Raw genomic sequence first — 15,616 nt, forward strand, 5'->3', positions numbered from 1 at the left:
CCCCATGAACGCCATCCTGTCCGGCAGCCCATGGCGGCGCCTCACGGCTGCCTATGCTCGGCTCCTGTCGCATCTCGTCGTGGTATCCGTCGGCATCCTGGTCGTGCCAGTGATGCTGCAGATCGTGTCGCGCTATACCGATCTCATCCCGTCCTACATCTGGACGGAGGAGATGGCCCGGTTTCTCTTCCTGTGGACCGTGATGATCGGGACCGCGCTCGGGGTCCGTGACAGCGCGCATTTCGATGTCGACCTGCTGCCCCCATTGGGTCCGCGCGGTGACGCGTTCATGCGCATCGTCGCCAAGCTCGGCGTCCTGGCGATCGCCATCGTCTTCGTGATCGGCGGGATCGAGTTCACGAAGTTCGCCTGGAACCGCACATCCGAACTGGCAGAGCTGCCGCTTTGGCTGATCCATGTCGCGTGGCCGATCGCCGGCATGAGCTGGATCGCCTTCCTCGGTGAGCAGTTTCTCGATGATCTGCGCATTCTCGCTGGAAAGAGCACCCCATGACCGGCAGCGTCCTCTCTTCCGGCGAAGCCGCGGGCATCCTTTTCGGCTGTTTCTTCCTCGGGCTGCTGCTGCGGATCCCCGTCGCCTTCTCGCTCGCCCTCGCCTGTCTACCCATCCTGATCATCGAGCCTCGGCTCGACATCATGACCTTGATGAGCGAGACGTTCAACTCTTTGAACTCGTTCATTCTTCTGGCCGTCCCGTTCTTCCTTCTGACCGCCAACCTGATGAATGTCGGCGGCGTGACGAACCGTCTCATGACCCTTTCGCGTGCGCTCGTCGGGCATTTTCCCGGCGGTCTGGCTCAGATCAACGTGGTGCTGTCGATATTCTTCGCCGGCATCTCCGGCTCCTCCACCGCCGACGCCGCGAGCCAGTCGAAAATCTTCATCGAGGCGCAGCGCCGGGAGGGTTATGACGACAGCTTCTCGGTGGCGATCACCGCGGTGTCGGCGGTGCTCGCGGTTATCATCCCGCCCTCGATCTTGATGATCGTCTGGGGCGGCATCCTGACCACCTCGATCGGCGCGCTGTTCCTGGCCGGCGTGATCCCCGGCTTACTGATCGGCGTCGCGCAGATGGCGACGGTTCATGCCTATGCCGTGAGGCGGGGCTACCCGACCTATCCCCGTTCAACGTTCAGGGAGGTTCTGAAGGCCTTCGAGCATTCGCTTCTCGCGCTGGCCACGCCCGGCATCATCATCGGCGGCAAGATCTTCGGCTGGTTCACGGCGACGGAATCGGCAGCGATCGCGGTCGTCTATGCGGCGATCCTGTCGTTGATCGTCTATCGCGAAATGGACCTGAAGGGGCTCTACGCCGCTCTTCTCGACACCGGCAAACTGTCCGGCGTCACCCTGTTCTGCGTCGGCACGGCCTCGGCCTTCGGCTGGCTGATGGCCTACTACAAGATGCCGCAGGCCATCCTGGCCGGCGTCTCGTCCTGGGGCATGAGCTTCTACGAGACCGGCTTCTTCATCGCGGCCGTCTTCCTCGCGGTGGGCTGCTTCCTCGATGCGATCCCGGCGATCATCATCGTCGGCCCGATCCTGGCTCCGCTCGCCAAGGCGGTCATGATGGATCCGGTCCATTTCGCTATGATCGGGATCGTCAGCCTCGCCTTCGGCCTGGTCACGCCCCCATACGGGCTGTGCCTGATGATCGCCTGCTCGGTCGCTGGCATCAGCATTCGGGCAGCCCTGAAAGACACGATGATCATGCTGATGCCGATGCTGCTGGTGCTGGCGCTGATCATCATGTGGCCGAAGGTTTCGCTGTTCCTTCCCGGCCTGATCTCTCCGGAGTTCCTGAACTGACCGGGACTCCCCCGTAAGCAGCTCGACGCATGTCGGGCTTGCGGCGGACGTCCGGGTTCCGATTGTGGGTGCAGAACGCCGGAATAGTCAGTTGGAGTATCCGACCGGCTCAGGCGCGCGCCGTCGGCAGCCGGTCTGCCAGCCACCGCCGCCTGGACATTCTGCCACTCTCCAGCCGACGGATAGACAGCGAGGGCGCGCGCCCGACCAGGCTTAACGAGCAGACATGGCGTTGCGATCACGCGGACCAGGGCTCGCAAACCCGCGAGCCCTGGCCCATCAGTCGCGCTTTCTGGGAACCGAGGCGGCGACTCCCGTCAAAGGCTCAAGCACCCGGCCACCAAGCACGGAGCTTAAGCCCGCCTCTAAACGCCAGCGCTTCTAGACCGCCGCCTTCTTGATGGCGTCGAGCGTCTCGCTTCCGAATTTGCCGACGAAATCCTTCTCCACCTCCGTGGTCACGATCTTCGCGAAGGAGTCGCGATCGGGATTTTCCACGGCCTGCATGCCCGCCTTCTTCAAGGCCGCGAGGCTGGAGCCCTCGGTGTCCTCGTTCATCTGGCGCTGCGTGCCTGCGATCTCGACCGCGATCTTGACGAAGACCTCCTGCAGATCGGCGGGCAGGGCGTCGAACTTTGCCTTGTTCATCACCACCGGGCCGGTGGTGAAAGCGTGGCGGGTCAGCGAAAGATGCTTCTGCACTTCGTGGAACTTTGCGTTGAGGATCAGCGTCACGGGGTTTTCCTGCCCATCGACGGTGCCGGTCTCCAACGCGGTGAACAGTTCTGTGAAGGCCATCGGGGTCGGAACGGCGCCGAGGAGCTGGAAGGCCTTGATATGGGCCGGGTTCGGCGTGGTCCGAATCTTGAGCCCCTTGATGTCGGCGGCGGTCGCCACCGGGCGGCGATTATTGGTCAGGTTCCTCCAGCCGATTTCCCAGGTCGCCAATGCCTTGAGATTGGAGCCTTCGAGCTCGCGGCGCAGGCCATCGCCGATCGGCCCGTCCATCACGGCGGCCGCGTGCTTGCGGCTCTGAATCAGGAAAGGCAGATCGAGCACGTTGAGCTTGGGCGCAAGGCCGGTGAAGAAGGGATTGCCGGTCAGGCAGATGTCGAGCGAGCCGCCGCGCACGGCGCTGATCGTCTGCGCGTCGGAGCCGAGAGCGCCGTTTGCGAAGACCTGGACCTCGTAGCGTCCCTGGCTCTTGGCCTTAATCTGCTCGGCGAAGAGCAGCGCCGCCTTGTGCCAGCTGTCGGCCTCGGGATGCGGATGAGCGAAGCGCAGCTTCGTCGTCTGCGCGAGCGCCGGCCGGCCGATCATGAAGAGGCCGAGGCCAGCGCTCGCGCCCATGAGCGCGCCTCGGCGGGTGAGCGATGCTGTCTTCAGGGTCATGAGCGTCCTCCGATGTTCTTTTCTTGGCAATTGAAACTCAGGCAGCTTCAGCGTCCCGACAGCCAGCGCGCTGGAACCGTCACGATCTCCGGAACGAGGATGAGCAGGAGCAGCAAGCCGATCTGCGCGATCAGGAACGGCATGACGCCGCGAATGACCTTGTCCATCGGGATGCGGCCCACGGCGCAAACCACGTTCAGCACCGTGCCGACCGGCGGCGTCAGCAGGCCGATCGCGTTGTTGATGATGAACATCACCCCGAAATAGACCGGATCGATGCCCGCCTGCTTGACGATCGGCATCAGCACCGGCGTGAGGATCAGCACGGTCGGGATGAAATCGAGCGCAGTTCCGACGACGACGACCAGTGCCATCATCGCGAACATCAGCAGCGTCTTGTTGTCGAGCAGCGGGCCGAGCAGATCTGCGACTTGGGCCGGAATGTCGGCGATAGTGATGAGCCAGGCGGAAACCATCGCCGCCGCGACCAGGAACATGACAGCGGCCGAGGTCTTGATCGCGTTGAGCAGCGCCGGGCGCAGATGCTCCAGCTTGAACTCGCGATAGACGAAGGCGCCGACGAAGGCCGCATAGACCGCGGCCACCACCGCGGCCTCCGTCGGGGTGAAGACACCCGCCTTCATGCCGCCGATGATCAGCCCCGGCAGCGCCAGCGCCCAGATGCCGTCGATGCCGGCCCTGGCGATCTCGCGCAGGCTCGCCCGCTTGGCGCGCGCCACGGGCTCGTCGCGGGCGACGATCCACCAGGTGATGACGAGCGCGAGCCCCATCAGGATACCGGGCACGATGCCGGCGAGGAACAGCCGCGTGATCGAGACGCCCGCAGCAACGCCAAACACGACGAAGCCGATCGAGGGCGGAATGACCGGGGCGATGATGCCGCCGGCCGAGATCAGCCCCGCTGCGCGCGGCATGTTGTAGCCCGCCTGGCGCATCATCGGCAGCAGGATCGCGGCCAGGGCGGCCGTGTCGGCAACCGCCGAGCCTGAGATGCTGGCCATGACCAACGCCGCCAGCACCGCGACATAGCCGAGCCCGCCGCGCACATGGCCGACCAGCGCAACGGCGAGCGCGATGATCCGGCGGGAAAGCCCGCCGGCATTCATCAACTCGCCCGCGAGCATGAAGAAAGGCACCGCCATAAGCGGAAAGCTGTCTGCACCGGCGACCAGATTCTGCGCCAGAATCTGCGGGTCGAAGCTATCGAGCTGGATCATCAACGCGACGCCGCAGGCCAGCAGCGCGGTGGCGATCGGCATGCCCAGCCCCATGGCGCCGAGCAACGAACCGAGGAAGACGAGGACGGTCACCGGCGCGCCTCCTGGCGCTGCTGCGCCTCGAAGGCGGAGAGCTCTTCCGACTCCGCGCCGATGACGAGTTCGTCCTCGCCGATCTGGCCGCGCAGCATCAAAACGATCGTCTGCAGGTTGAGCGCGCCGATGCCCAGTCCGCAGACCAGCCCGGCGAGATAGGTCATCGCCATCGGCACGCCCGTGACGGGCATGTGGTTCTCGATGTTGATGACGGTCTGCGTCCAGCAGCCGGCGACCAACAGCACCATGCAGAGCAAGGACAGGCTCTCGGCCGCGAAACGGCACCACCAGCGACCACGCTGCCCAAGCATCAGCACGACCGTCGTCATGCCGAGATGGCCGCCCTCGCGCGCCACCAGGAAGGCGCCGCCGAAGGTCAGCCAGACGAAAAGCAGCCGCGAAAGCTCCTCGGAGGCGGTGATGCCGGAATTGAACGCGTAACGCAGCACGACATTGCCGAAGACCATTGCGATCATCGCCACGAAGCCGACGATCAGCAGGTTTTCGACGCCCCGCAGGAGAGCGTATCTGACGCGCTCGCTCATGACGCGGCCCGCAAGGGCTGCGAACAGGTGCGACGATGCTGCCGGCAAAGAGCCAGCGGGGCGCGGTTTTGCACCATCGCCCTCCTCCTCGGTTTCCTCAGGGCCGCACGCAGATCCGGCGGCCTCGTTTATTCTGTATGCAGAATACAAGGCGACTGCGGCGTGTCAAACCCGATCCCTGGTGAATCCGCCTCCAAACTATGGATGGAGAACGCGCGGCCCGATCGGATTGCTGCGCAATCTGATCGGCGCGTGCTCCAGCCGCGCGCATCGCCTGCGGTCAGACTGGCAGGCCCTCGATCGCATAGAAGCGCGCGGGCGCCCCATCCGCATTGGGGATCAGCAGAGGCGCAGCGGAGAAGAGGTTGCGCGGGGCTTTGAGCCGGCTCGTGTTCACGACGTACTCGATCAGCGTGACGCCGTTCGAGAGCAGCACGTCATGCGTGACATGCTCCGGCTTCGGCACCTCCTTGCCGTCGAGCAGCAGGCGGATCGGATAATCCTGAGGGAAATCGAAGGCGACCGCGGTCGGCTTGCGCGCCGCGAGCCATTCGGCCGAAGCGCGGCTCAGCCAGGGCGCCTGCGTCCAGAACTCACGGGAGTTGTAGTCGCGCCGGTCGGACCAATGCGCGGCGAGCAGCAAGATCTCTCCCTCCTTGCCGCCGGGGTCGGCCGCCGCGAGGTGTTCCGGCTCGATGGGCTCGTTGGCGGGGCGTGCGCTGAGATCGAGCACGCGGCAGGGGCCGACGACGGCGGAAAGCGGCGTCGTCTCGATGGTCGGCCCGCCAGCGACGAAATGGGCCATGGCGTCGACATGGGAAAAGCCGTGACAGGTCGCGGACAGGCGGGAGACGCGGAACTGGTCTCCCTTGGCGATATCGCCCTTGATTCCCAGCTCGACCGGCCAGCGGAAATGCTGCCCGATGGGCATCGAGAGGTCGATGATGTTCATGGCTGTCGTCCCAATGCGGCATGGGCACGCGGCCCATCTCTTGAAGGCCGAAGAAATTGCATGCAAGGAATTGCGCCAGTCAAGCAGCGCATTTGGAATGCCCGACCAGCCATGACTACATCCGCGGAGACGACGCCGCTCGCAGCCCTGATCGCGCAGACGCAGGCGCAGGACGGCACACGCCGAAAGGGCGTGCTGCACGCCAGCGTCGTCAGCCAACTGCGCAACCTCATCGTCACAGGCGTGCTCGCCCCGGGGGCCAAGATGAACGAGCGCGAACTCTGCGAGCAGTTCGCCGTCTCCCGCACGCCGGTGCGCGAGGCGATCAAGACCCTGATCCAGGACGGGCTGCTGCGCGCGCTGCCGAACCATTCCGCCGTCGTGTCCGATCTTGATCTCGACCATGTCACCGCGCTGATCGACGTCGTGACCGTGATCGAGGGGCTGGCGGGCGAGCTTGCGGCCAAAAACATGACGGAAGAGGCAGAGGCGGAGATCGGATTGCTGCATTACCGCATGCTGCTGCACCATGCCCGCGACGAACTGCCGGGCTATTTCGAAGCCAACAAGGCGTTCCATCGCAAGATCGTGGAGCTCGCGGCCAATCCGGTGCTGCTCTCGGTCTGGGACCAGCTCGCGCTCCGCGTCGATCGCGCGCGCTACTCCTCGAACCTCTGGCCCAAGCGCTGGAAGGCAGCGATCGAGGAACACCAACTCATCCTCGACGCCCTGGCGGCGCGTGATCCGCAGCGCGCCGGCGAGGCGCTGCGCGAACATGTCCGCGGCGGTCTCTCCGGCCTGGTCGCCGCGCTCTCCGAGCGCCGCGGCACGGTGCCCGGCCCTGCGACCGGCGAAATCGGCGGCGGCGCTGGCAGCGGTTGACGCTCCGTATTCTTGCATGCAAGGTTTCCGCAGCCTCGCAGAAGGCTGGCGGAGGCGACGACCTCACGCCCAGAACGATGCCGCGCAGGCCGCGGCAGGGAGCGGAGGAAGAACTCATGATCGCCAGCAGAATTTCGCGTCGTGCCGTACTCGGTGCCGGTGGAGCGCTGGCCGTCAGCGCATCTTTCATCCGGCCGGCCCGCGCCGCGGTCGAACTGAGGCTCACGCACCCGGCCGATATCAGCCACCCGGTTCACACCGAGGCGGAGGCGATGGTCAAGCGCATCGCCGACCGCACGAAGGGCGAGGTCAAGATCACGATCTTCCCCAATAACGCGCTCGGGTCGCCGGTCGAGGCCGCCCAGCAGACCCGGCTCGGCGCCATCGACATGATGCTGTTCAACCCGGCGAACATCGAGGCGCTGTCGAAGACCATCGGCGTCATCAACATCCCCTACCAGTTCGATTCCTACGAACACGCCCACCGCACGCTCGACGTCACCGCTCGCGACTGGATAGCGGAGCAGCTCAAGACGGCCGGCTTCGCCTGGATCGCCAATTTCGAATGGGGTTTCCGCGCCACGACCAACAGCCGCCGGCCGATCAACCAGCCGGCCGACGTGCAGGGGCTGAAGATCCGCGTCCCGCCCGAGCTCGCCATCAAGGCCGCCTTCGAGGCGCTGGGCGCCAGCACCCAGACCATCGCTTTCCAGGAAGTCTATCTCGCCCTCGCCAACAAGGTCGTCGACGGGCAGGACAACCCCGTGGGCACCACCTTCGCGGCCAAGTTCTACGAGGCGCAGAAGCATATCGCGCTGACCCGGCACATCTACGCGCCGATTGTCTTCTGCGCCAATCCGCGCGTCTGGTCGGGCAAACTGAGCGAGGAGCAGCGCAAGATCGTCTCCGAAGAGGCGAAGGCCGCTGGCAACGCCTCCCGCAAGGGTGTGCGCGACAATGAGGAGAAGAACCTCGCGGACATGCAGAAGGCCGGCGTGGAACTGACCCGGCCGGATGTCGCGCCGTTCCGCGAGAAGATGGGCCCTGCCTACGACCAACTCCGCAAGGCACTGGGAGAGGACGTCTGGAACGCCTGGACGAAGCTCGTCAGCGAAGCCCGGACCGCCTGAGCGAAGCGGAACCGCAAGGAGGCAGAAAGGGCAGCGGACGCTATGCTGGTTACGGCTATCCTGATCGGGGTTTGCTTCGTCATCCTGATCGGCATTCCTATCGCCGCGGCGCTCGGCCTCGTCGCCGTCGCCACCATGGTCTGGACGGCGGGGCCGGACCTGCTGCTGATCTTCATCCAGCGCACCTATGCGGGCACGACCTCGTTCCCGCTGCTGGCGATTCCCTTCTTTGTCCTCGCCGGCAACCTGATGAATGTCGGCGGCACGACCGAGCGCATCTTCCAGGTCGCGCAGCTCTGTGTCGGCCGCATTCGCGGCGGGCTTGCCCATGTCAACGTCATCGGCAGCGTGATCTTTGCCGGCATGTCAGGCTCGGCGGTCGCCGATGCGGCCGGCATGGGCGTCATCGAACACCGCGCCATGACCAAGGCGGGCTATACCGGCCGCTTCGCGGCGACGATCACGGCGGTCTCCTCCACCATCGGGCCGATCATCCCGCCGAGCATTCCGTTCGTGATCTATGGCAGTCTCGCCAACGTCTCGGTCGGCGCGCTGTTTCTCGCCGGCATCCTGCCCGGCCTGCTGATGGCGGCCGCGCTGATGGGCGTGATCGCCACCGTCGCCAAGCACATGGACCTGCCACGCGGCGAGGCGCTGCCGCCGCTGCCGGAGGCGATGCGAACGGTCGCCAAGGCCGGCCCTGCCCTGCTGCTGCCGCCGACGATCCTGCTCGTGATCTTCGCGGGGTTCGCCACGCCGACCGAGGCCGCGGTCGTCGCGGCCGGCTATGCCTTCCTGCTCGGGCGCTTCGTCTACCGCGAGCTCACCATGGGCGATACGGTCGAGGTGCTCTGGGAAAGCGCGCGGCAGACCGCGCAGGTGATGTTCATCATCGCGCTCGCCACACCCTTCGGCTGGGTGCTGATCCAGCAACAGATCCCGAACGCGATCCTCACCGCGTTCCTCTCGATGTCGTCAGAGCCCTGGATGATCCTGCTGATCATCAACGTCGTGCTGCTGCTGCTCGGCATGTTCATCGAGGGCATCGCCATCATGATCATCGCCTATCCGGTGCTGCTGCCGATCATCACCAAGATCGGCGTCGACCCGGTGCATTTCGGCGTCATCCTTGTGCTCAACATCATGATCGGACTGGTCACTCCCCCGGTCGGGCTGTGCCTCTATGTCGTGGCCGGCATCGCCAAGATCTCGATCGCCGAGATCACCCGCGAGATCTGGCCCTATGTACTGGCGCTGATCGCGGTGCTCTTCGTCATCACCTATGTGCCCGCCATCTCGCTCTGGCTCCCGCATCTGCTCGGCTATGGAGTGTCGCGATGATCGCCGTGCTGAAGGCGGCCGACCGCGTCGTGGCGGCGCTCTGCAAGGCGGGCGCGGTCGCCTGCATGCTCGGGCTCTTCGTGCTGCTGGCGCTCGCCATCGTGCTTCGACTGTCGCCACTCTTCTCGATCCAGGGCTATGACGAGATCGTGGAACTCCTGTTCATCTGGCTGGTGATGCTGACATCGCTCGCGCTCTGGCGCGAGGGCATGCTCTACCGCGTGGTGCTCTTCGAAGACCTGATGCCGGCCGCCGCGCGGCGCGTCGTCGAGATCTTCATCAACCTCGCCATGCTCGCCTTCGCGCTGGTGCTCTTGATCTACGGTATCGACTTCGTCCGGTTGGCCGGGGAGACGACCCCCTATCTCAGGCTCGACAAGGGCTGGTGGTATGGCGCGATCCCCGGCTGCGCCGCGCTGATGGCGGTTTACTCGGTCGTCTGGCTACTCCGGGTGATGCGCGGCCAGGCGCTCGAATCCAGCGCAACGCTGGTCGGCTGAGACAACACGCAATCAGGAGATTCCGAGCATGCCACGGCTGGCGGGAAAGACCGCGATCATCACTGGCGGCGCCGGCGGAATCGGCCACGCCACCGCCCGGCTCTTTGCCGAGGAAGGCGCTCGCATCGCGCTGGTCGACATCGATTCCTCCGCGTTGGACCAGGTCGCGGCATCGGTGCGCGAGGCCGTGCCCGGCGCCGAGATCCTCGCCATCGAGGCCGATGTCGGCCAGGAGAGCGCCGCGGGGCAGATCGTCGCGCGCTCGCTCGCCGCCTTCGGCAGCCTCGACATTCTGGTCAACAACGCCGGCATTCGCTCCTATGAGCCGCTCGAGGCGGCCAAGGCCGAAACCTGGGCGAAGGTCCTTTCGGTCAATCTGCTGAGCTATGCCTATCTGGCGCGCGAGGCGCTCCCGGCGCTGCGCCGCTCCGGCAAGGGCGCCATCGTCAACATCTCCTCGACCCACGCCTTCAACCCGCGTGCCGGGATGGGCCAGTACGACGCCGCCAAGGCCGGCATCATCTCGCTGACCAAGACACTGGCCTTCGAGGAGGTCGACCGCGGCGTGCGCGTCAACGCCGTCTGCCCGGGGCTGACGTTGACGCCCTTCCATGTCCGCCGCTTCGCCGCCGAAGGCAGAAGCGAGCAGGACCTGCGCACCGAACAGGTCGATCACAACATCCAGCGCCGTTGGGCGGACCCGCGCGAGGTCGCCTTCCCGATCCTCTGGCTGGCCTCGGACGAAGCCTCCTTCTGTACTGCGTCGGTCATCATGGCCGACGGCGGGACGAGAGTCTGAAGATGCCGGAGAGCTTGAGGCAGCATCTCTGGATGAAGCCCTCGCTCAGGCACGGCCAACGCAAACGATCTGGCTTCAAATCGCCCCGAAGAAGGCAATGAACATCCGCTTGCGGGATGACAGCGAATCCACAGCGAGCGCCACGCGGCCTTGATCCGGGGCGCGTCGTCGAACGGACGCTACCTCAAGCCGAAGCATTTCCGAGCGCTTGCGACGTGCCTGTTCAATACGGCTTCTCTCAGCGGCTCAGCAGCGAGCGGATTCCACTGAGATTGTCGATGGTGTGCGTCAGGTGCAGACGCAGGCGCTCTGCCGCTTCCGATTGCCGCCCTCCTGCGAGGCTGTCGAGGATTGCGAGATGCTCCTCGCATTGCTGGCGGTAGCGCTTGCGGTCGAGCATGGAGCGGTAGGACAGCAACCGTCTCACCCGGTTGATCCGGCGAATCGTGTCGAGAAAGAACGGGTTGCCAGCCCCCGCCACGATGGTCTCGTGAAAGCGCACGCCGCGCTCATGCAGGGCATCGGCTGTATCGGTTTCGATGGCGCCTGCGAGCAGCCGCTCCTCGGCAGCACGACACGCTGCGATGCTCTCCGGGGCCAAATGGTATCCAGGCTCCAGAAGCGCAGCGGGTTCGAGCGCGAGGCGCAGCCGATAGGTTTGCTCGAGGCTTTCCGGCGTGTTCAACACCGGCGCGAAGGTCCAACCATAGCCCGCCCGCCGCTCTGCCCAGCCCTCCTGGCTGATGCGGGTCAGGACCGCATTGAGTTCGGCGCGCGTGAGACCATAGCTCTGGCGCAAATCGGCTTCGCTGACCTGCTCCGGGAGACTGCCCCGGAGATGGTCGTCTGCGATCCGAAAATAGGCCTGTGTCACTTGATCCGGCTCGGAAAGCCCAAGTGTCTCACTCGAAGGCGGCGACGCCTGTTCGACGAAATATCCACGGTTGCGTTCGTGACGCAGCACACCCTTGTCGGCGAGAAGCTGGAGTGCCTGGCCGACAGGAAACCGCGACACGCCGAGGCGTGTCGCGATGTCCTGAGAGCGGAGATGAGTTCCGATGCCCATGGCACCATCCCGGATCTCGCCAAGGATGCGCGCCGCGAGTGGGGTTGCGAGGTCTCGTCTTCCGCTGCCAGCCATTGCCTGCACCTCGGCGGCATTTCGCGCGCCGATATGTGGTCTATGGCCGGCAGGGCCGCGCGGCAAGCGGTGCCTATTTGACGAGGCCGATGGCTCTGAGGATGTCGCCGACGCGGACCTGTTCCTCCTTGAGGAAGGCGGCGAAAGGCTCGCCGGCGAGATAATAGTCGTCCCAGCCGCGCGCCTTGAGCAGGGCCTTCCACTCGCCGCTTGCGACCAGACCATCGAAGAGCTTTATCAGTTGCGCCTTCTGATCGGCCGCGATGCCCGGCGCTGCCATGACCGCACGCCAGTTCACGACTTCGACGTCGTAGCCGAGTTCCTTGAGCGTGGGGACATCGACGCCTTCGAGACGCTTGCCCGAGGAGATTGCGAGCGCCCGCAGCTTGCCAGCCTTGATCTGGCCCTCGAACTCGCCGTAGCCGGAAACGCCCGCCGTCACGCGGCCACCGAGCATCGCCGCCAGCGCTTCGCCGCCGCCGGAGAAGGCGACGTAATTGACCTTGCCGGCATCGGCGCCCGCCACCTTGGTGACGAGCGCGGCAAGAATATGATCGGCGCCGCCCGCCGACCCACCCGCCCAGGTGACGCGCGCCACATCGGCTTTGATTGCGGCCACGAAGTCCTTCACCGTCTTATGGGGTGACTCCGCTGGCACGACGATGACCAGCGGATCGCCGGTCAGGCGCGCGAGCGGTGTCACTTGGTCCAGGTTTACGGGCGACTTGTTGGTCAGGATGGCGCCAACCATCGTGATCCCGTTGACCATCAACTGGCTCGGGTCGCCCTTGGCGTTGTTGATGAACTGCGCCAGCCCGATCGTGCCGCCGGCGCCGGTGACGTTGTTGACCTGCACGCTGCGGACGGCCTTGGTCTCGGTCAGGACCTGCTGGATCGAGCGGGCAGCACCGTCCCAGCCACCACCGGGACCGGCCGGCGCCATGATCTTCAGTTCCTGGATCGGCGACTGGGCCAGCGCGAAGCCGGGCGAGATCGAGAGAGCCGCGATGCCGGCGGCCAGGAAAACTCTGCGGGTCGTCATGATGATCCTCCCAAGGATGACAGGTGATCGCGCTTTTGCGCTGTTCAGGCGTCCCGCAGGGCTGCGGGTGGTGTTTCACCGGTTGCGGTGAAAGGCGGTACGGGCGCGGCCAACTGGCGCCCGAGGATCAGGGAAATGATGCCGCCCGCACGCAGCGTCTCGCATTCGAGCGCGGTTTCGACGGCGGCCTGCAGAGGCAGGGGCTCGATGCATCCGCCGACACGATGGATGCGGGCTATGACGGCGCTGCGCGGAGCGATTACATCGGCCGTAGCTTCAATCTCGATCGTGTCGCCAGGCGCAAGATCCAGCGTCTCCGGCCCGGTCCCGGGAGGAAGCAGCAGAGGCAGAATGCCCATTCCGATCAGGTTGGAGCGATGGATACGCTCGAAGCTCTGGGCGATGACCGCATTGACGCCGAGGAGCCCAAGCCCCTTTGCGGCCCAGTCCCGCGACGAGCCCGTGCCGTAGCGCTCGCCGGCGACGACGACCATCGCATCGCCTGATGCGCGGTAGCGCTCCGCGGCTCGCCAAAGGGACAGGGTCTGGCCGGTCGGGACGTGAAGGGTCGAGCCTGCCGGCAGGTCCGGGGCAAGGCGGTTTGCCACCGTGCGGTTGGTGAACAGACCGCGCAGCATCACCTCCCAGTTGCCGCGGCGCGAGGCGTAGACGTTCAGGTCCTTCGGATCCTCACCGCGCTCGACCAGCCATTGCCCGGCTTCGCTGGCGGCTGGGGTCTGCCCGGCCGGAGAGATGTGGTCCGTGGTGATGTCGTTGCCGAGAACCAGCAGCGGCTGGGCGCGATACCGGCCAAGCCTGTTCGCCTGAATCGCCCGGGCGAAGGGGGGCGGCCGGAGGGCGGTCGAGGCCGGGTCCCATGGGAAGAGCGGCGAAGATGGTGCATCCAACTCAGCCCAGTGACGGCTTGTCGTGGCTTCGGCAAACGCGCGTTTGAAATCCGCAGGGTCGAGGGCGAGCGCCAAAGCTGCGTCGATCTCGGCACCGCTCGGCCACAGCTCGGCCAGCGTCACCGCCCTGCCGTCGGCCGTGGAGGCCAATGGGTCATGGAGGATATCGCGATCAGCGTCGCCGGCCAGTGCATACGCCACCACAAGCGCGGGCGATGCCAGGAACCCTGCTTCCACCTGGCCATGCACCCGACCGGGAAAGTTGCGGTTGCCTGACAGAACTGCGACCGGGAGAACCTCATCGGCGCGGACAGCCGCATCCATAGCCGGCAGCAGCGGCCCCGAGTTGCCGATGCAGGTCGTGCAGCCATAGCCGACGATGCCGAAGCCGAGGGCCTCGAGATCGTCAAGCAATCCCGCCCGCCTGAGATAGCGCTCCGCGGCGGGCGAACCCGGTGCCAGTGACGTCTTGACCCATGCCGGTGGCTTCAGCCCAAGACGGCGTGCTTTGCGGGCGACCAGCCCGGCCGCCACGACGAGGCGGGGATCAGAGGTGTTGGTGCAGCTGGTGATCGCCGCAAGGGCGACGGGAAAGCGCGGCAGAGAGGCGGATGGCGCTTCGGGCTGCGGCATCGCGATCAGGGCCGGCGCCACAGCCCCGGGAGCGAGCAGATCCTGCGGGCGTCGCGGCCCGGCGAGGCTGATGGCTATCGCGGCGAGGTCGATCTCGACGATGTCGGTGTAGCGGGGCTGCGCCTGCGGATCGAACCAGAGCTGCTGCTCCTTCGCATAAGCCTCGACCAGAGCGATCTGTTCCGATGAACGGCCCGTTTGCGCCAGATACGCCAGCGTCGCGTCGTCGATCGGGAAATAGCCGGTCGAGGCGCCGAATTCCGGGGTCATGTTCGCGACCACGGAGCGCTCGCCCGCAGACAGGCTGGACACGCCGGGCCCGAAGAACTCGACGAACGCACCGGTAACATTCCGGGCCCGGAGCCGCTGCGTCACTGTCAGCGCGAGATCGGTCGCACTGACTCCCTCGCGCAGCCGGTTTGTCAGGCGCACGCCGATGACGTCGGGAATCCGCATCATGACCGGCATGCCGAACATGACGCTCTCGGCCTCGAGCCCGCCGACGCCCCACCCGAGTACGCCGATACCATTGATCATCGGCGTGTGGCTGTCGGTACCGATCAGCGTGTCGGGCATCGCCCAGAGCCGGCCGTCGATCCAGCGCGAGGTCACGACGGTCGCGAGCTGCTCCAGGTTGATCGTGTGCATGATGCCGGTGCCCGGCGGATGCACACAAACGCCGTCAAGCGCCTGCGTCGCCCACTTCAAGAAGCGATAGCGCTCGCCGTTCCGGCGATATTCGCGCTTCAGGTTGACACCCATGGCGTCCGGCGAGGCCGAAAGATCGACACCCAGCGAGTGGTCGACAGACACATCCACCGGCAGAACCGGGCTGAGGCGCTCTGGATCCCTGCCCGCCGCAGCAATGGCGTCGCGCATAGCCGCGACATCCACCAGCGCCGGCGTGCATGTCGTGTCGTGCATCAGAACACGGCCCGGCTGAAAAGCGATCTCCGCCACCGAGGTCCCGTCTACGAGCCAGCCGCGAAGGGCCCTCATGGCCTGATCCCGCTCGTGGTCGCCCGTGAGCTCGCGCAGCACGTTTTCGGCGATGATCCGCAAGACGTGCGGCATCCGGCAGAAATCGTCGCCGAACGCGGCCCTCAAATCGGCGACGACATAGACGCCGCCCGCGAGGCGCGCAGTTCGACACGGCGATGCATATGACCGGCTCATACACGATATAT

The 15,616-nt window shown here is 65.7% G+C and carries 14 protein-coding genes; 7 read left to right on the top strand and 7 right to left on the bottom strand.

From position 1 onward, the window contains the following. Nucleotides 1–4 precede the first annotated feature (4 nt). Nucleotides 5–514 carry a TRAP transporter small permease gene (locus tag BoBH3_RS07945; RefSeq protein ID WP_262330224.1) on the top strand — a complete coding sequence of 170 codons (510 nt, stop codon included), beginning with the start codon at nucleotides 5–7 and terminating at the stop codon, nucleotides 512–514. Continuing rightward, a complete protein-coding gene (locus BoBH3_RS07950) occupies nucleotides 511–1,830 on the top strand; it encodes a TRAP transporter large permease (RefSeq protein WP_262330225.1) in 1,320 nt (439 codons plus the stop codon). Before BoBH3_RS07945 ends, BoBH3_RS07950 begins: the two co-directional genes overlap by 4 nt. Nucleotides 1,831–2,211: 381 nt before the next feature. Here the strand turns inward: BoBH3_RS07950 and BoBH3_RS07955 are convergent, their stop codons facing one another. The 4 genes from BoBH3_RS07955 to BoBH3_RS07970 form a co-directional block, all read right to left on the bottom strand. Continuing rightward, nucleotides 2,212–3,222, bottom strand: a complete 1,011-nt coding sequence (locus BoBH3_RS07955; RefSeq protein WP_262330226.1) for a TRAP transporter substrate-binding protein — start codon at nucleotides 3,220–3,222, stop codon at nucleotides 2,212–2,214. Between the two features lie 47 nt (nucleotides 3,223–3,269). Beyond that, entirely contained in the window at nucleotides 3,270–4,553 is a 1,284-nt protein-coding gene (locus BoBH3_RS07960) for a TRAP transporter large permease subunit (protein ID WP_262330227.1), read from the bottom strand. Continuing rightward, a complete protein-coding gene (locus BoBH3_RS07965; RefSeq protein ID WP_262330228.1) occupies nucleotides 4,550–5,101 on the bottom strand; it encodes a TRAP transporter small permease in 552 nt (183 codons plus the stop codon). The genes BoBH3_RS07960 and BoBH3_RS07965 overlap by 4 nt, the downstream gene beginning before the upstream one ends. Nucleotides 5,102–5,381: 280 nt before the next feature. After that, nucleotides 5,382–6,053 carry a cyclase family protein gene (locus BoBH3_RS07970; RefSeq protein ID WP_262330229.1) on the bottom strand — a complete coding sequence of 224 codons (672 nt, stop codon included), beginning with the start codon at nucleotides 6,051–6,053 and terminating at the stop codon, nucleotides 5,382–5,384. Nucleotides 6,054–6,164: 111 nt separating this feature from the next. Between BoBH3_RS07970 and BoBH3_RS07975 the strand changes: the two genes are divergently transcribed. The 5 genes from BoBH3_RS07975 to BoBH3_RS07995 all read left to right on the top strand — a co-directional run bounded on the left by BoBH3_RS07975 (nucleotide 6,165) and on the right by BoBH3_RS07995 (nucleotide 10,705). Further along, nucleotides 6,165–6,935 (top strand): GntR family transcriptional regulator, encoded by a 771-nt coding sequence (locus tag BoBH3_RS07975; RefSeq protein WP_262330230.1) that lies wholly within the window; start codon nucleotides 6,165–6,167, stop codon nucleotides 6,933–6,935. A 116-nt stretch (nucleotides 6,936–7,051) separates the two neighbouring features. Further along, nucleotides 7,052–8,065, top strand: a complete 1,014-nt coding sequence (locus BoBH3_RS07980; RefSeq protein ID WP_262330231.1) for a TRAP transporter substrate-binding protein — start codon at nucleotides 7,052–7,054, stop codon at nucleotides 8,063–8,065. 42 nt (nucleotides 8,066–8,107) lie between these two features. Then, on the top strand, nucleotides 8,108–9,406 hold the full coding sequence (locus BoBH3_RS07985) for a TRAP transporter large permease (RefSeq protein WP_262330232.1): 1,299 nt from the start codon (nucleotides 8,108–8,110) through the stop codon (nucleotides 9,404–9,406). Then, nucleotides 9,403–9,906: a TRAP transporter small permease gene (locus BoBH3_RS07990; protein ID WP_262330233.1), complete on the top strand. Its 504-nt coding sequence runs from the start codon at nucleotides 9,403–9,405 to the stop codon at nucleotides 9,904–9,906. Before BoBH3_RS07985 ends, BoBH3_RS07990 begins: the two co-directional genes overlap by 4 nt. Before the next feature lie 28 nt (nucleotides 9,907–9,934). After that, nucleotides 9,935–10,705 carry an SDR family NAD(P)-dependent oxidoreductase gene (locus tag BoBH3_RS07995; RefSeq protein WP_262330234.1) on the top strand — a complete coding sequence of 257 codons (771 nt, stop codon included), beginning with the start codon at nucleotides 9,935–9,937 and terminating at the stop codon, nucleotides 10,703–10,705. Nucleotides 10,706–10,943: 238 nt separating this feature from the next. Here the strand turns inward: BoBH3_RS07995 and BoBH3_RS08000 are convergent, their stop codons facing one another. The 3 genes from BoBH3_RS08000 to acnA form a co-directional block, all read right to left on the bottom strand. Then, the gene (locus BoBH3_RS08000; RefSeq protein WP_262330235.1) at nucleotides 10,944–11,846 is read right to left on the bottom strand and encodes a GntR family transcriptional regulator; all 903 of its coding nucleotides are present in this window, start codon (nucleotides 11,844–11,846) and stop codon (nucleotides 10,944–10,946) included. Between the two features lie 73 nt (nucleotides 11,847–11,919). After that, entirely contained in the window at nucleotides 11,920–12,888 is a 969-nt protein-coding gene (locus BoBH3_RS08005; protein ID WP_262330236.1) for a Bug family tripartite tricarboxylate transporter substrate binding protein, read from the bottom strand. Between the two features lie 44 nt (nucleotides 12,889–12,932). Further along, nucleotides 12,933–15,605 (bottom strand): aconitate hydratase AcnA, encoded by a 2,673-nt coding sequence (acnA, locus tag BoBH3_RS08010; RefSeq protein ID WP_262330237.1) that lies wholly within the window; start codon nucleotides 15,603–15,605, stop codon nucleotides 12,933–12,935. Nucleotides 15,606–15,616 lie beyond the last annotated feature (11 nt).

Origin of the sequence: Allobosea sp. BH3, assembly GCF_025499465.1 — a bacterium.
Classification (GTDB): domain Bacteria; phylum Pseudomonadota; class Alphaproteobacteria; order Rhizobiales; family Beijerinckiaceae; genus Allobosea.

Excerpts from the sequence above, each read along its gene's own strand:
- BoBH3_RS08000 (WP_262330235.1), bottom strand. The coding sequence starts at position 11,846 with ATGGCTGGCAGCGGAAGACGAGACCTCGCAACCCCACTCGCGGCGCGC.
- BoBH3_RS07970 (WP_262330229.1), bottom strand. The coding sequence starts at position 6,053 with ATGAACATCATCGACCTCTCGATGCCCATCGGGCAGCATTTCCGCTGG.
- BoBH3_RS07965 (WP_262330228.1), bottom strand. The coding sequence starts at position 5,101 with ATGAGCGAGCGCGTCAGATACGCTCTCCTGCGGGGCGTCGAAAACCTG.
- BoBH3_RS08005 (WP_262330236.1), bottom strand. The coding sequence starts at position 12,888 with ATGACGACCCGCAGAGTTTTCCTGGCCGCCGGCATCGCGGCTCTCTCG.
- BoBH3_RS07985 (WP_262330232.1), top strand. The coding sequence starts at position 8,108 with ATGCTGGTTACGGCTATCCTGATCGGGGTTTGCTTCGTCATCCTGATC.
- BoBH3_RS07995 (WP_262330234.1), top strand. The coding sequence starts at position 9,935 with ATGCCACGGCTGGCGGGAAAGACCGCGATCATCACTGGCGGCGCCGGC.
- BoBH3_RS07990 (WP_262330233.1), top strand. The coding sequence starts at position 9,403 with ATGATCGCCGTGCTGAAGGCGGCCGACCGCGTCGTGGCGGCGCTCTGC.
- BoBH3_RS07980 (WP_262330231.1), top strand. The coding sequence starts at position 7,052 with ATGATCGCCAGCAGAATTTCGCGTCGTGCCGTACTCGGTGCCGGTGGA.
- BoBH3_RS07955 (WP_262330226.1), bottom strand. The coding sequence starts at position 3,222 with ATGACCCTGAAGACAGCATCGCTCACCCGCCGAGGCGCGCTCATGGGC.
- BoBH3_RS07945 (WP_262330224.1), top strand. The coding sequence starts at position 5 with ATGAACGCCATCCTGTCCGGCAGCCCATGGCGGCGCCTCACGGCTGCC.
- BoBH3_RS07950 (WP_262330225.1), top strand. The coding sequence starts at position 511 with ATGACCGGCAGCGTCCTCTCTTCCGGCGAAGCCGCGGGCATCCTTTTC.
- BoBH3_RS07975 (WP_262330230.1), top strand. The coding sequence starts at position 6,165 with ATGACTACATCCGCGGAGACGACGCCGCTCGCAGCCCTGATCGCGCAG.
- acnA (WP_262330237.1), bottom strand. The coding sequence starts at position 15,605 with ATGAGCCGGTCATATGCATCGCCGTGTCGAACTGCGCGCCTCGCGGGC.